The 14,145-nt window shown below is 73.3% G+C and carries 14 protein-coding genes; 7 read left to right on the top strand and 7 right to left on the bottom strand.

Annotated features, from left to right (window positions below):
- The first annotated feature begins 136 nt into the window (after window positions 1–136).
- The 4 genes from ABZY91_RS23720 to ABZY91_RS23735 all read left to right on the top strand — a co-directional run bounded on the left by ABZY91_RS23720 (window position 137) and on the right by ABZY91_RS23735 (window position 3,960).
- Complete coding sequence (locus ABZY91_RS23720; RefSeq protein WP_355405099.1) at window positions 137–517, top strand: hypothetical protein; 381 nt, start codon at window positions 137–139, stop codon at window positions 515–517.
- A 644-nt stretch (window positions 518–1,161) separates the two neighbouring features.
- Entirely contained in the window at window positions 1,162–1,980 is an 819-nt protein-coding gene (locus tag ABZY91_RS23725; RefSeq protein WP_355405101.1) for a YncE family protein, read from the top strand.
- A 372-nt stretch (window positions 1,981–2,352) separates the two neighbouring features.
- Window positions 2,353–2,994: an alpha-ketoglutarate-dependent dioxygenase AlkB gene (locus ABZY91_RS23730; protein ID WP_355405103.1), complete on the top strand. Its 642-nt coding sequence runs from the start codon at window positions 2,353–2,355 to the stop codon at window positions 2,992–2,994.
- A gap of 147 nt (window positions 2,995–3,141) precedes the next feature.
- Complete coding sequence (locus ABZY91_RS23735) at window positions 3,142–3,960, top strand: VOC family protein (protein WP_355405105.1); 819 nt, start codon at window positions 3,142–3,144, stop codon at window positions 3,958–3,960.
- 43 nt (window positions 3,961–4,003) lie between these two features.
- On the opposite strand, the gene ABZY91_RS23740 is transcribed toward ABZY91_RS23735, so the two are convergent.
- The 4 genes from ABZY91_RS23740 to ABZY91_RS23755 form a co-directional block, all read right to left on the bottom strand.
- Complete coding sequence (locus ABZY91_RS23740; protein ID WP_355405107.1) at window positions 4,004–4,579, bottom strand: aminoglycoside adenylyltransferase; 576 nt, start codon at window positions 4,577–4,579, stop codon at window positions 4,004–4,006.
- 70 nt (window positions 4,580–4,649) lie between these two features.
- Window positions 4,650–5,498 carry a carbohydrate ABC transporter permease gene (locus ABZY91_RS23745; protein WP_329880114.1) on the bottom strand — a complete coding sequence of 283 codons (849 nt, stop codon included), beginning with the start codon at window positions 5,496–5,498 and terminating at the stop codon, window positions 4,650–4,652.
- Window positions 5,495–6,472 carry a sugar ABC transporter permease gene (locus ABZY91_RS23750; RefSeq protein ID WP_355405109.1) on the bottom strand — a complete coding sequence of 326 codons (978 nt, stop codon included), beginning with the start codon at window positions 6,470–6,472 and terminating at the stop codon, window positions 5,495–5,497. Before ABZY91_RS23750 ends, ABZY91_RS23745 begins: the two co-directional genes overlap by 4 nt.
- Before the next feature lie 33 nt (window positions 6,473–6,505).
- Window positions 6,506–7,816, bottom strand: a complete 1,311-nt coding sequence (locus ABZY91_RS23755) for an extracellular solute-binding protein (protein ID WP_329880117.1) — start codon at window positions 7,814–7,816, stop codon at window positions 6,506–6,508.
- Window positions 7,817–8,137: 321 nt separating this feature from the next.
- Between ABZY91_RS23755 and ABZY91_RS23760 the strand changes: the two genes are divergently transcribed.
- Complete coding sequence (locus ABZY91_RS23760) at window positions 8,138–9,019, top strand: IclR family transcriptional regulator (RefSeq protein WP_329880118.1); 882 nt, start codon at window positions 8,138–8,140, stop codon at window positions 9,017–9,019.
- Window positions 9,020–9,495: 476 nt separating this feature from the next.
- Here ABZY91_RS23760 and ABZY91_RS23765 read toward each other — a convergent pair whose 3' ends face one another.
- The 3 genes from ABZY91_RS23765 to ABZY91_RS23775 form a co-directional block, all read right to left on the bottom strand.
- The gene (locus ABZY91_RS23765) at window positions 9,496–9,891 is read right to left on the bottom strand and encodes a DUF4118 domain-containing protein (RefSeq protein ID WP_355405112.1); all 396 of its coding nucleotides are present in this window, start codon (window positions 9,889–9,891) and stop codon (window positions 9,496–9,498) included.
- Complete coding sequence (locus tag ABZY91_RS23770; protein ID WP_355405114.1) at window positions 9,888–10,496, bottom strand: universal stress protein; 609 nt, start codon at window positions 10,494–10,496, stop codon at window positions 9,888–9,890. Before ABZY91_RS23770 ends, ABZY91_RS23765 begins: the two co-directional genes overlap by 4 nt.
- A 166-nt stretch (window positions 10,497–10,662) precedes the next feature.
- Entirely contained in the window at window positions 10,663–11,343 is a 681-nt protein-coding gene (locus ABZY91_RS23775; RefSeq protein WP_355405116.1) for a helix-turn-helix domain-containing protein, read from the bottom strand.
- A 327-nt stretch (window positions 11,344–11,670) separates the two neighbouring features.
- On the opposite strand from ABZY91_RS23775, the gene ABZY91_RS23780 reads away from it, so the two are divergent.
- Together ABZY91_RS23780 and ABZY91_RS23785 are read left to right on the top strand one after the other, a co-directional pair.
- Entirely contained in the window at window positions 11,671–12,750 is a 1,080-nt protein-coding gene (locus ABZY91_RS23780; protein ID WP_355405118.1) for a hypothetical protein, read from the top strand.
- A 240-nt stretch (window positions 12,751–12,990) separates the two neighbouring features.
- Complete coding sequence (locus ABZY91_RS23785) at window positions 12,991–14,103, top strand: substrate-binding domain-containing protein (protein WP_355405120.1); 1,113 nt, start codon at window positions 12,991–12,993, stop codon at window positions 14,101–14,103.
- Window positions 14,104–14,145: the final 42 nt, after the last annotated feature.

Here is a 14,145-nt window from a genome sequence, read left to right on the forward strand (position 1 = left end):
TGAACACTAGCAGGACATCACGCCTGGTCAGAAATCGAACGGCAGGGGCCCTCGGCGTCGGGACGGCGCGCTCGTACAGCTCGTGCGTGAACGGTTCGGCAGACGGGGCCGCGGCCGGCAGACGGATGATCCCGGGGTGCGCGGCGAAAGTGTCACGGCAGGCGTGCGCAGGGGTGCGCAGCGCGTCCTCCCACGGCCGGTGCCGGACGAACTGCTCGCCGATGGTGCGGACGAGGTCGGCGCGCACCAGGGCGACGATCTCCGCCCGGCCGGTGACGTGGTCGTCCGGCGCACGACGGACGGACCGAGACCGTCGACCTGGCCGGCGGCGCCCTACTGCCCTGGCGGGGCGACGGCCACGCCCACCGCCACCGGCACCACCACCGGGCACTGCTCGGCGGCGCGGCGGTCCGGCTGCCCGGCTTCCACTCGACAGACCTCGGCCGGGATCGTCCGCGCCCTGCTGGTGCGCGCCCTCGCCGCGCCGACCAGGGGCGGGGCGTTCGCGACTCCGTAGTGGTGGCCGCCGCCACCGACGACCCGGCCGGGGTGTTCTCCACCGCCATGACGGATGACGTCGGCGGCCGGGCTACGGACGCGCAGCGGGTCCTGATCGTCACCAGCCGGCCGGCCGCGCGGCTCGCCTGCCACCTCCACCTCGCCCAAGGTGAACCGGCCCCTGGTGTCGATCGGCCCGATGGCCCTCCTGACCGGCGTCGGCCTCGCACCGAGGAGGCGGGCCCACCGGCCGGGGGTGTACGCCCGGCTCGACGGCGCAGAGTGGTCGCAGCCTGATCCGGCCCGGCCGAAGGGGGAAGTGCCGCGCTCCGTCCGTCCGTTGAGCCGCCGACGCGGTGGGCAGCGGACGTCGGTGGGCGTACGATCGAAGGGCGACGACCACTCGACCGGCCACGCGGTGGCCCTCTCCGTGGCGGCCACGCGGCGACCGCCTCCGGGTGTGTCGGGGGAGGGTTCCCGCTGTGCGCACTCCGCCCGGGACGGCCGGACTCGCGCCGGTGACGGCTCCCGGCGGGCGGGCGCTCCGCCCGGGCGCGCGCGACAGACCGGATCCGCGGGCCTGCGGGCCCGGCGCCGCACCCGACGACGTGATCGGCAGCGGGCCCGACGTCCGGCCCGACGACGGAGGAGGAGTAGCAGCGCATGTCAGTCTCCACCACCCCCACAACCGGGGCTCACGGCGATCACCAGGCCATCGAGACGATCCCCGTGGGCCAGACCCCGCACAGTGTGGCGGCGAGCCGGGACGGTCGCCGCGTCTACGTCACCAGCTTCCTGGACGGGACGGTGACCGCCGTCGACACTCCGGCGAACACCGTGGCCACGACCTTCCCCGCCGCCGTCGGCCCCTACGGCGTGGCCGTCGCGGCCGACGGCGCGCGCGTGTTCGTCGCCGAGAACAGCTCGACCTTCATCCACGTGTTCGAGGCCGCCACCGGCGACCAGGCCATCTCCACCGGCTTCGGCACCCGCCCGTACGGCCTGGCGATCACCGCCGAAGGATCGCGACTGCTGATCGCCAACGCCATCGACGACCAGGTCCTGGTCTCCGACACCCTCACCAAGACCCGCGGGATCCTCACCGGTGTGGACTTCCCGGTCGCCCTGGCCGTGAGCCCGGACGGCCGCCTCCTCTACGCCAGCAACTACTTCCGGGACTCGGTCACCGTGATCGACGCCACCGGCATCCCGACGCTGGAGGAGACGGTGCCCGCCGACGTCGTGGCGACCGTCCCGGTCCGGCGGGGACCGTACGGGCTGGCGGTCAGCCCGGACGGCGGGCGGCTCTTCGTGGCCCACTTCCCGTTCGACACCGTCTCGGTGGTCGACACCACCACCCACACGGTCACCGGCACGATCCCCGTCCCGGGCGGCCCGCGCGGCGCTGCGACCAGTCCGGACGGGTCGAGGCTCTACGTCACCAACTACTTCGACCGGACACTGTCGGTGATCGCGGTCTGAGACTCGCGGGCCGGACCACCGGCGCGGCGGCGCGGCGGCGCTGTCGGTACGCCAGGATATGGCCCCCTCTCAAGATCCCGTACCGGAGAGCCGGCTCGAAGATCCGTTCCACTCCTCAAGGGGGAGTCCGGCCATGGGCAGCACCGACAGCGGCGCGTACGAGGGATTCACGGCCGAGGAGCGGGCCGCGATGAAGGACCACGCCGAGGAGCTGAGCCCCCCCCTCGGCGAGCACCCGGCCCAGCATCGCCCGGCCCGGCCCGACGGCACCGGCACCGCCCGGCCCGACGGCATCGGTCGGAGCCGGCTCCGGGGCGCGCGCCACTCGCAGCCTCTTCGCTCATATGTTCGATTACGGCGTACGCTGGGCTCATGCGCAGCACGCTCCACCTCCAGCCCTCCCTGTTCGACGATCCCGGCCGGGCCGGGACCGCCCTCGGGCCGCTGTCGGGCGTTCGGCGGACGGTGCTGGGCGCGGGGGCGTGGCTGGACCTGCTGCCGGGGTGGCTCCGCGGGGCGGACCAGCTGTTCGAACACCTGGCCGCGGAGGTGCCGTGGCGGGCCGAGCGGCGCGAGATGTACGAGCGGACCGTCGACGTGCCCCGGCTGCTCGCCTCCTACGGGGAGGAGGACGCACCGCCGCACCCCGTGCTCGGGGAGGCCCGGGCGGCGCTCGGCGCGCACTACGCGGACGAGCTCGGCGAGCCGTTCAGCACGCTCGGGCTCTGCTACTACCGGGACGGGCGGGACAGCGTGGCCTGGCACGGCGACCGGATCGGGCGGGGCGCGCACGTGGACACCATGGTCGCGATCCTCTCGATCGGCGAACCGCGGGCGCTGCTGCTGCGGCCCCGGGGCGGTGGCGGGGCGGTGGTGCGGCACCCGGTCGGGCACGGGGACCTGCTGGTGATGGGCGGTTCCTGCCAGCGGACCTGGGAGCACGCGGTACCGAAGACGGCGCGGCCGGTGGGGCCGCGGATCAGCATCCAGTTCCGGCCGCGCGGGGTGCTCTGACGGGCCCGGGGGCGACCTGACGGACGCGCGGGGGCGCTGCGACGAGCGCGGATCGGCCCGAGGGGGCGCGGACCGGTTGCCGGGCGCCGGGCGGAAGCAGAGGCTGGCCCCAGGGGCCCGGGTGGTTCCGGCGGCGAGGAGGGCGGCATGCCGAAGGCGGGCAGGTACCGCGACGGCGTCCCCTGCTGGGTCGAGCTGGGAACCCCGGACCTCCCGCGGGCCCGGCGGTTCTACGGCGCGCTGTTCGGGTGGGAGTACGTCGGGCTGCCCGGGTACACGGTGGCGACGCTGCGCGGGGCACAGGTCGCGGGGCTGGTCCGGCGGCCGGCGGGCGAGGAACGCTCGTGGACCACGTACCTCGCGGTGACGGACGTCGGACGGGCGGCCGAGGAGGTCCGGACGGCCGGCGGGCGCGTCGTCCGAGAGCCGTTCGAGAGACCCGAGCAGGGGTGGGCGGCCGTCGTGGCCGACCCGACCGGTGCGGTGTTCGGGCTCCGGCAGGGGCTGCTCTGGCAGGGGGCGGGTCTGGTCGACGAACCGTCCGCGTTCAGCTGGAGCGAGCAGCTCTCCCCCGACCCGGCCACGGCCCGGACCTTCTACCGGCAGGTCTTCGGGTACGAGTACGGGTCGGGCGCGGACGGCGGCACGGTGTTCCGGGTCGGCGGAGCCGTGGCCGGCGGCATCGGCGGCGGCCACGGGGCCGACGCCGACCGGACGGGCCGCGCAAGCGGGAGCGGGAGCGGCGGGACGGGCCTGGGGGCGGCCGGTCCGCCGCCCGTCTGGAGCGTCCACTTCGGCACGGACGACACCGACCGCGCGGCCGAGCGGGTGCGCGAGCTGGGCGGGGAGGTGCTGGCGGGACCGCACCCGACACCGTTCGGACGGCGGGCGGCGGTCCGGGACGACGGCGGGGCGGAGTTCACGCTGATCGGCCTCCCGTCCGCGGAGGCGACCCTGGCCGCGTAGGAGGGCGGAACGCCCGGTGCAGCCGCAGCATCCCCGAAGCGACTCAGGGGAACGGGAACCGGGAAACGGGGACCGGGGACCGGGGCAGCACCGGCCCTGGGGCGAGCGCCGCCCGCAGGCGTGCGATGTCCTCCGCGTCCTTGGCCCGCCGTGGCCGGCGCGGGTCCCAGACCGGCATCATCCGCTTGATCTCGATCTGCAGCTCCGGACCCACGATCGGGCACTCCACACCGCCGAGCCGCCCGACGGGCCCGTCCAGCAGCCCGCCCGGCCAGGCCGTCCCGGCCCAGGGGCCGCCGGCGACCAGCACCCGGCCGTCCGGCCTCGGATCGACCAGCGCGAAGCTCGACTCCGAACCGCCCTTGACGACGTCGAACTGCTGGCCCGGCGGCGGGCCGTCGAGCCGGCGGTAGCCGAGTTCGTGCAGGCCGGCGGCGAGCGCGGGGGCGTCGGCGGCCGGAACGAACCAGTCGATGTCCTCGTGGTCACGGGTGAGCTCGCCGAGGAAGAAGTCCATCGCCCAGCCGCCGCGCAGCCGGACACGAGTGCCGAGACGGCGGGCGAGGCCCACCGTCTCGGCGATCTGGGCGAGTTGCCCGTCGGCGCGTTCCCTGTTCATGGACCCCACCTCCATGATCGGGACGCTACACCCGCCGCAGCCTCTCCCTCGCGGCACCGGCCCTCGCGGGCTAGTCCTTCACAGCGCCGGCCAGCCCGGAGACCAGCTTGCGCTGCACCGCGATGAAGAAGATCAGGACCGGCACGGTCATCAGCGTCGAGGCCGCCATGATGCCGCCCCAGTCGTTCTCGTCCGGTTTGAAGAAGACCAGCAGCGCGGAGGGGAGGGTCTGGTTCTCGGTCGCGCTGATGATGAAGGTCTTGGCGAAGACGAAGTCGTTCCACGCCGCGATGAAGGAGAACACGCTGGTCGCGGCCAGGCCCGGGGCCACCAGCGGCAGCAGGATCCGCCAGAGGATCCGGCTCCGGCTCGCACCGTCGATCTGCGCGGCCTCCTCGATGGAGACCGGCACGGCGGCGACGAAGCCGCGCATCATCCAGATCCCGAAGGGCAGCGAGAACGCCAGTTGCACCAGGATCAGCGAGGCCAGGGTGTTGAGTCCGACGCCCGGCGCCAGCCGCCCCGCGTCGCGGAACATGAAGAACAGCGGGATGGTGAGCGCCTCGACGGGGATCATCTGGGCGATCAGGAACATCACCATGATGGTGGTGCGGAACCTGAACCGGAACCTCGTCACGGCGACCGCCGCGAGGAAGACCACCAGGGCCGACAGCACCACCACCGACAGCGCGATGATCAGGCTGTTGACGAAGTACCGTCCGAACCCGTCGACGCTGAGCACCTGGCGGAAGCTCTCCAGCGTCGGGTGCGCGGTCCACGGTCGGGGGTCGAGCGACTGCACCTCGCCCTTCGGCTTGAACGCCGAGAGCACCATCCAGAAGATCGGGAAGGCGGTGACCACGGCCACCAGGATCGCGAGGGAGTTGGCGGCGAGCCGCCTGCGGCCACGGGTGTTCACAGTTCATTCCCCGTCCGTCGCAGCGAGCGGATGTAGAGGACCGTCGGGATCACCAGGATCAGCAGCATGATCACGCCGATGGCCGCGCCGAGTCCGTACTGGGAGGACGCGAACGCCTTCTGGTAGGCGTACACGTTGAGGACGAGGTTCTGGCCGGCGATTCCGCCGCCCTCGGTCATGACGTAGATCTGGGTGAAGACCTTGAAGTCCCAGATGACCGACTGGATCACCACGATGGTCAGGATCGGCCGGAGCATCGGGGCGGTGATCCGGCGGAAGGTGGCCCAGGTGCCGGCGCCGTCCAGCGCCGCGGCCTCCAGGATCTCGGTCGGGATCGCCTTGATGCCCGCGTAGAGCGTCACCATGACGAACGGGAAGGAGTGCCAGACCACCACGGCGCCCACGATCAGGAACGAGGTCCACTTGTCGTAGAACCAGTTGAACTCGTGGAAGCCGTTCAGACCGATGCTGACCAGGGTCTTGTTGACCAGACCGAGGTTGGTGTCGAAGAGGAAGCTCCACACCGTCGAACCGGTCATCGCCGGCGCCGCCCAGGCCGCCATGGCGGCGGTGGTCAGCACCAGTCGGGAGATCCGGCCCACCCTGGTGAGCAGCACCGCGAGGGTGGCGCCGACCGCCAGGGTGGCGACCACACAGAACGCGGCGAAGCCGATCGTCTGCGTCAGCACCGACCAGAACTGCCCGTCACCGAGGATCTTCTGGTAGTTGCCGAGCCCGACGAAGCTGGTCGGCACACCGCCGGAGGCCTGGGCCTGACCGAAGTCCAGCACCGACAGCAGACCGAGCTGGTAGATCGGGTACGCCACCAGGGGGATCATGATGATCGCGGCCGGCAGCAGGAGCAGCAGCGGGGGGCGGCGCCGGCCGCGCGGGGGCGCGGCCGGGCCGGTGCCCCGGCGCCGCCCGCTCGGGGAGGGCGGCGCCGCCGGGGCGGTCGTGGTGGGTGCGGACACGTACGGGACCTGCTCTCTTGCGGGGGCCGGCGATCAGCGGGCCGCGAAGGCCGACGTGATCTGCGTGGCGGCGTCGCCCGAGGCCTTCGCCACGTCCGCCTTGCCGGTGACGATCTGCTGGAGCATCGTCGGGATGACGGCCTGCGCGTCGATCTGCGCCCATCCCTGGTCCAGCGGCACGAACTTGGTACCGGCCGCGATGGTGTCGGTGAACGGCTTCAGGAAGGCGTCCTTGGCGGCGACCTTGGCGTTGACCGGCTTCAGCGTCGGCAGGTTGCCCATCGCGTCGTACATCTGCTCCTGGTACGCGGGGCTCGCCAGCAGCTCGGCGAACTCGACGGCCAGGGTGCGGTGCTTGGCCGCCTTCATCACGCCGAGGTTGTTGCCGCCGGCGAACGCCGGGGCGATCGAACCGGGCTTCTCGCCGGGCAGCGGGACGACCCCGTACTTGCCGTTGACCGGGCCCGCGTCGACCTTGCTGCGGCTGGAGTTGGGCAGGATCGCCATCGCGGACTTGCCGGCCGCGAAGAGGTCGACGGTCTTGCCGCCGGTGAGGTCGGCGCACTGCTGGACCGGGCAGCCGCTCTCGCCGAAGAGGTCGGTGTAGCGCTTGATGCCGGCCTGCGAGGCGGACGAGTTGATCGTCGGCTTGTAGGTGGTGCCCTCCTTGGCGGCGATGTCGCCGCCCGCGTCCCAGACGAAGGGGAGCGCGCCGAAGGTGTACTTGCCGCCGACCGCGATGCCGAAGGTGTCCGGGTGCGCGGCGTGGATCTTCTGGGTGGCCGCGACCAGTTCGGCGTAGGACGTCGGGGCCGCGAGGCCGGCCTCGGTGAACAGGTCGGTGCGGAAGTAGAGCGCCCGCACGGCGACCCACCAGGGCAGGCCGTAGGTCTTGCCGTCGAGCACCGCGGTCTTGGCGATCGCCGGGTCGAGGTCGCCCTTGTCCTTCCACTTGTCGAGGTCGGCGCCGATCTCGGCGAGGCCGCCGGCCGCGACGTACCCGGGGAGGTCGGTGTTGCCGAACTCGACCAGGTCCGGGGCACTGTTCGGGTCGTTGAACGCGCCCTTCATCTTGGCGGCGCGGGCCGAGGCGTCGGTGTCGATGTAGCTGACACTGACGGTGACGCCCTGGTGGGAGGCCTGGAACTCGGCGACGGCCTTGCTGACGACCGCTTCCTTCGCGGCGTTGCCGGCCTCGTTGTACAGCCAGACCTGCAGGGTGCCGGTCTTGTCGTCGGCCGCCTTGTCACCGGCCGGCAACGCGGTACCGGGCGAACAGGCGGCTGCGGCGAGACACGTGGCGGCGAGGACGGTGGCCGCGGCGGCCCGTCTGACGATTCGCATGGGTGGAGACCTCCCCTCCCGACAGTTGCCGCCGAGACGTGCGCCGCTGGGGACGGGCGCGTCGAAGCAGGCCCTGACCGGGGCCGATGGTGGGTGCGTGAACGCATTGATGTGGGGGTACGGCAGAGCGACCGCTCGGGTGGGCTACGTCGCCTGCTCGATGCCAGGGACGTTAGGCGCGGGCGCTCACGGCCAACAAGAGGCCGTTCGGGAAGTTTTGCAATGCACAACGGTGTATCGAAAAAGCGGTAAGCGAGGTGCGGGAGGGTACGGTTCGACAACCGCCGCAGTCCGGTGGCGGAACGAGAGGGGAACGGACCGATGACGGAGAAGGCGGTCAGCGCGGCCGGCACGAGCGCGGGCCCGGCAGCCGGCGCGACCGCGGGCGGCACGGCCACCGGCGCGGAGAAGCCGAAGAAGACCACGGGCGAGCGGAACCAGTCCTCCTCCCTGCGTCGCGCGCTGTCCGTCCTCGGCTACGTCCGCGACCACGGCGACGGCCGCGGCGTCCCGCTCGCCCAGCTCGCCGAGGCGCTCGACCTCAACAAGTCGACGGTCCTGCGGCTGACCGGCCCGCTGCTGGACGAGCACCTCCTCGACCGCGACCGGGAGACCGGCTGGTTCCGGCTCGGCCACGGCTCGCTCCGACTCGGCCAGGCCTACCTCTCCACCCTCGACCTGCGCAGCGTCGCCGCCGAACACCTGCGCCGCCTCCAGCGGGAGGCCGGCGAGACCGTCCACCTGACCGTCTGGCAGGCGCCCGGCATCGTCTACCTCGACAAGGTGGAGGACGAGACCAACGTCCGGATGGCCTCCCGGGTCGGCAGTCGGGCCCCCGCCTACTGCACCGCCACCGGAAAGGCGATCCTGGCCTGGCTGCCCGAGGAGGCGGTCACCGAGGTCGTCGCCGCCGGACTGCGCCCCGTCACCGCCTGGACCATCTCCGACGAGACCCACCTGCGCGCCGACCTCGCCCGGATCCGCGCCCGCGGCTACTCGATCGACGACCGCGAGAACGAGCCCGAGGTCCGCTGCGTCGCCGCCCCGATCTTCGACCACACCGGCGAGGTGACCGCCGCCCTCTCGGTCTCCGGCCTCACCTCGCGGATGACCGCCGCCCGGGTCCGCGCCCTCGGCCCGGTCGTCGCCCAGGTCGGCCTGCGCATCTCCCGCGAACTCGGCTCCGACCGCGCGGTGACCTGACCGGCGCGGCCCGCCCGGGCGACCCCGGTGAACGCGAACGGGGCCCGGCACCTTCTCAGGTACCGGACCCCGTCCGACTTGGAGCGCCAGGCCCGGGTTGCACGGACTCTCCCTACTGAAAGTAGGACGTGCTCTGGTAGCACCACTGACGCCTGACGAGAGATCATCTCCCTCGCGACAGGAAGAACAGTACCAGGTCAGAGCCGGTGCACCGCAACTCGGCCGCCCACCCGCCGGCCCCGCGAAACGCGAACGGGGCCCGGCACCTTCTCAGGTACCGGACCCCGTCCGACTTGGAGCGCCAGGCCCGGGTTGCACGGACTCTCCCTACTGAAAGTAGGACGTGCTCTGGTAGCACCACTGACGCCTGACGAGAGATCATCTCCCTCGCGACAGGAAGAACACTACCAGCCCGGAACGGCCGTCCGAACCACGGGAGAACCCCGGACGGCCTCCCGGAGCACCCCGGGGGTCGGTCAGGCGGTGAGGCCGAACCGGCGGCCGGGACGCCGGTCACGGGGCCGCGGACGCCGGCGGGGGTGCGGGCGCCGCAGGGCCGCGAGGACGGCGAAGGCGAGGGCTGCGGCGGTGAAGAGGAGGAGGTGGCCGGCCTCCGGGCCGGGGCCGGCCCACCCGAGGGCGCCCCGGCGGTGTTCGACGAACCCGTTGTGGAAGAGCCAGGCGGCCAGGCCGACCAACGGGGCGGCGGACGGGCGCGAGCAGCGGCCGACGGCGGCGCACAGCACCGCGTAGCCGGCGAGCGCGACCCAGGTGGCGCGGAGCTCGCCGAGCACGGCGAGGAGCGGGACGAGTGCGGCGGAGGCGGTCAGGGCGACCGCGCCGGACATCGCGGGCCGGAGGCGGGTGCTCATGCCGTCACCGGCATCCGGACGCGGTGGTGGCGCCGGAGCGCCTCCAGCTCGCGCTGGAGCGGCGGCTTCGGGACGGCCAGCACCGGGCAGGCCGCGTGCCGGACGCAGTAGGCGGTGACCGACGGGCGCAGCGCGCGGGCGAGCGCGCCCCGGCTGCCGGCGCCGAGGACGAGCAGGTCACCGGGCCGGTCGGCGCAGCGGACCAGAGCCTGCCCGGTCTCGCCCCGGACGGCCACGCCGCGCAGCCGGACGCCCGCCGGGGTGCCGCCGAAGGCCTGGTCGAGGGCCTCGCGCAGACGGGCGGCGGCGGCGTCGCGGCAGGCGGTGAGCAGCGGCGGGCACGGGGAGCGGCGGTAGCCGAACTCGCCGCCGACGGGGGTCCAGCAGTGCACCGCGAGGACCTCGGCGTCGAGGCGGCGGGCCTCGGCGACGGCTCGGTGCAGGGCGGCGAGGCTGCCGAGCGAGCCGCTGAGTCCGACCACGATCCGGCCCCGGCCGCCGTCGCCCTGCCCGCCGTGCCGCTCGTCGTTCTCCTGCTCGTTCCACGGGTCGATCGGGAGGTCGATCGGCTCGTCCGCGTGGGTGCCGGCGCCGCTGTCCGCCATGGCCCTGTCCGTCCTTCCGGCTGGCTGTTCACTGGTGTGGTGCTCAGCTCCAGCCAATCCCCGGCGGAGGGGGGAAGGGCCGTTCGTTGACGGAGCCCTGACGCGCGGGGCGCCGGTCCGTACGGGTTCCTGACGCGGGCGGCGGCGGCGCGGGCCCGGGAGCGGGTCAGGCGCCGGGCCCGTCCGCCTCCCACAGGTCGGCGAACATCTTGTCCAGGTGCTCCTCGCCGATCGGCGGCACCGGCAGCGGGTGGGTGGCCCGGGTGCGGAAACCGTCGAGCAGCAGGGCGAGGTAGCGGCGCCAGAGGTCGGGGCGGAGGTCGGTGGTGGCGGGCAGCGCGCGGCAGAGCGGGCCGAGCATGAAGAGCAGGTCCATGGTGACGACGTCGGTCCGCATGGTGCCCTGCTGCTGTGCGCGGGCGACCAGCACGCCGACCGTCTCGGCGTTGCGCCGACTGATCTCGATCATCCCGGGGACGGTGGGGATGGCCTGGGTGACCAGGTCGTTGATGCCCCGGTCGGCGGCGACCAGTTCGAAGATCCGCTCGAAGTATCGCTCGACGGCGCCCCAGGCGTCCTCGTCGGCCAGCGCCTGCGCACCGGCGTCGCCGAGCAGCGTCGCGGCGTCCGCGAACACCTCGGCGACGAGGGCCTCCCGGGTCGGGAAGTGCCGGTACAGCGTGGCGTTGCCGACACCCGCCTCCTTGGCGATCTGGTCGAGCGGCACGTCCAGCCCGTGCCGGGCGAACAGGTCTCGGGCGGTGGTCAGCAGCAGATCGCGGTTGCGCTGCGCGTCGCGCCGCAACCGCACCGGGGGGTTCGCGCCGCCTGCGCCGCTCGCTGCCATCCCCCGACCCTAGCAACCTGGGCGTTTTCCGCCGGAAACGCCGCCCGCCGCCCGCCGCCCGGCCGGCCGGCACCCCGGCGGCGGACCCGGGCGACAGACCGCCGTGACGGACCCCGGCGACGGACCGCGCCGGTACGGCGGCGGCGTACGGGGGGCGTCCGGTGGAAGAACAGGTGGCGGTCGGAGCCGTGGCCGACCTGCGGTGACCTGCGGGGGCCCCGCCCCTCCGGCCGGCCGGGGCCGGCGCCGTCCTTCCGGGAGCCCACGGGCCTGCGGAGGATCCTGGAGAAAGGTCCGACTCGTCGACCTCACAAGGGAGTTGCCCGCATGATCCGCCTCGCCTACCGGACGCTCTCGGCCTTGGCGCTGAGCTCCGCCCTGGTCCTCGCGGCCACCCCGTCAGCCCTCGCCGACCCGCCCCAGCCGATCCCCGTGCCCCCGCCCGCCGCCACCGACATCGTCGGCGTCGGCGCCCAGGTCATGGAGTCGCTCTTCAACCAGCTCTCCACCGACTACAACGCCTCCCTCACCTCCGCCGGCAACACCACCTCGCCCCGCCTCTACAGCTGGGACTCGGTCGGGGCGAACCTCATCACCCCCAAGGCGGGATCGTCCCCGCTGGTCCGCCCGATGTTCTCCAGTGCGGGCATCACGGCGGTGAACGCCACCACGAGCAGCACCGTCGACTTCGCCCGCAGCACCCGCGGCCCGAGCGTCAACGACCCGGCGTCCACCCTCTTCGTCAACCTGGCGAAGGACGCCGTGAGCTGGGCCGCGCCGACCGGCGGCCACGCCCCGAACAGTCTGACCGCCGCCCAGCTGCGCGGCATCTACGAGTGCCACACCACCAACTGGCGGCAGATCGACTCGGCGCTGCCCGACGCCCCCATCAAGCCGGCACTGCCCATCTACAACTACGAGCACATCACGGACGCCGCGTCGATGTTCCTGGCCGGGATCCAGCAGACCAGCGGGCCGAGCTACGTGAGGATCGGGGACTGCGTCACCCTCATCCGGGAGGAGAACAGCGGCACGGGCGCCTTCCTGCACGACCCGGACGTAGTCGTCCCGTACTCCGTCGGCCGCTACATCGGCCAGACCTACGGCGGCCACGCCACCCCGACCGACAACCCGGGCGCGCTCGTCCCGCGCGCGATCGGCGGTGTCCCGGTGGTGAACCCGTCCAGCCACACCCTCCACGCCACGTTCGCCGCCTCGTACTTCGCCTACCGGCTCCGGGTCGCCCTCCGGGAGGCGGAGTGGAACGCCGGTGACGCGCACGCCCGGGCGCTCCGCGAGATCTTCTCGCCGAACGGCTGGATCTGCTGGTCCGGCGCGTCGAGGATCCGCAGTCACGGCTTCCTCGCACTTCCCCCCGGGGCCTGCGGCTCGACGGAGCACAGCTGACGGCCGGGGCCGCCCGGCCCCGCCCGCCCGGCCCCGCCGCGCACACCACCCGACGGCAGCCCCGGGCGGCGTACGGGGGGCGTCCGGTGGAAGAACAGGTGGCGGTCGGAGCGGGCGGGGACCGGGGGTGACCTGCGGGGGGCGTCCACCCCCCAGAAGCCTGGGATCTTCCGGGTCACGGACCGGCACACCGATGATCCCGGTGGCCCGACCGCCCGCCCCCGACAGGGAGTTCACCTCGTGCACCGTCTCACCGCCCGGGTCGCCCCGGCCCTCGCACTGGCCGCCGCGCTCGCCCTCGCCTCCGCCGCCCCGGCGCTCGCCGACCCGCCCCAGCCGATCCCCGTGCCCCCGCCCGCCGCCACCGACATCGTCGGCGTCGGCGCCCAGGTCACGGAGTCGCTCTTCAACCAGCTCTCCACCGACTACAACGCCTCCCTCACCGCCGCCGGCAACACCACCTCGCCCCGCCTCTACAGCTGGGACTCCACCGGGACGACCCTCATCACCCCCAAGACCGGATCGTCCCCGCTGCTCCGCCCCGACCGGTCCAACGCGGGAATCATCGCGCTGGCCTCCAACACCAGCGGCACGCTGGACTTCGCCCGCAGCACCCGGGGCCCGAAGGTCGACGACAGCGTGAACACGCTGTTCGTCGCCATGGCCAAGGACGCCGTCAGCTGGGCCGCCCCGACCGGCGGCCACGCCCCGGCCAACCTCACCACCGCGCAGCTGCGCTCCATCTACACCTGCACCGTCACCAACTGGCGGCAGATCGACCCGGCGCTGCCCGACGCCACCATCCGCCCGATGCTGGCCGGCCACCTCCTGGTGACCCGGTCGGGGGTGGACGGCGCCTCCATGGACTCCTCCGGGTTCTTCCTGCAGGCCCTCGACTACTACTCCGCGATCGTGGGGGACCCCTGGACGGACCACTCGTGCGTCGGTGTCGTCGAACGGGAGAACCAGGGCACCGACGCGGTCCTGCACGACCCGGACGTGATCGTCCCGTACTCCGTCGGCCGCTACGTCGGCCAGGTCTACGGCGGCTACTCCACCCCGACCGACAACCCGGGGGTGCTCGTGCCACGCGCGGTCAACAACGTCCAACCGGTCAACCCCACGACCCACACCATCAGCGCGCCCTACTCGGCTTCGGCGTACGGGCGAGTCCTCTACAACACCGTCCGCCAGTCCGAGTGGAACACCTTGGACGCGCACGGTGTCGCGCTGCGCGCCATCTTCGGCCCGTCCGGCTGGATCTGCCGGAGCGGCACCGGTGCCGCCGACATCCGCCTGCACGGCTTCCTCCCGCTACCGGGCCCCGTATGCGGCTCGCACACCCACAACTGACCGACCGCGGGCCCCGGACGCGTACTGCGTCCGGGGCCCGCG

Source organism: Kitasatospora sp. NPDC002965 (assembly GCF_040611255.1).
GTDB lineage: Bacteria > Actinomycetota > Actinomycetes > Streptomycetales > Streptomycetaceae > Kitasatospora.

Bases quoted from the DNA above. Each gene is read 5' to 3' on its own strand.
- ABZY91_RS23760 (WP_329880118.1), top strand. From the start codon at position 8,138: ATGACGGAGAAGGCGGTCAGCGCGGCCGGCACGAGCGCGGGCCCGGCA.
- ABZY91_RS23735 (WP_355405105.1), top strand. From the start codon at position 3,142: ATGCCGAAGGCGGGCAGGTACCGCGACGGCGTCCCCTGCTGGGTCGAG.
- ABZY91_RS23780 (WP_355405118.1), top strand. From the start codon at position 11,671: ATGATCCGCCTCGCCTACCGGACGCTCTCGGCCTTGGCGCTGAGCTCC.
- ABZY91_RS23765 (WP_355405112.1), bottom strand. From the start codon at position 9,891: ATGAGCACCCGCCTCCGGCCCGCGATGTCCGGCGCGGTCGCCCTGACC.
- ABZY91_RS23725 (WP_355405101.1), top strand. From the start codon at position 1,162: ATGTCAGTCTCCACCACCCCCACAACCGGGGCTCACGGCGATCACCAG.
- ABZY91_RS23755 (WP_329880117.1), bottom strand. From the start codon at position 7,816: ATGCGAATCGTCAGACGGGCCGCCGCGGCCACCGTCCTCGCCGCCACG.
- ABZY91_RS23730 (WP_355405103.1), top strand. From the start codon at position 2,353: ATGCGCAGCACGCTCCACCTCCAGCCCTCCCTGTTCGACGATCCCGGC.
- ABZY91_RS23770 (WP_355405114.1), bottom strand. From the start codon at position 10,496: ATGGCGGACAGCGGCGCCGGCACCCACGCGGACGAGCCGATCGACCTC.
- ABZY91_RS23740 (WP_355405107.1), bottom strand. From the start codon at position 4,579: ATGAACAGGGAACGCGCCGACGGGCAACTCGCCCAGATCGCCGAGACG.
- ABZY91_RS23775 (WP_355405116.1), bottom strand. From the start codon at position 11,343: ATGGCAGCGAGCGGCGCAGGCGGCGCGAACCCCCCGGTGCGGTTGCGG.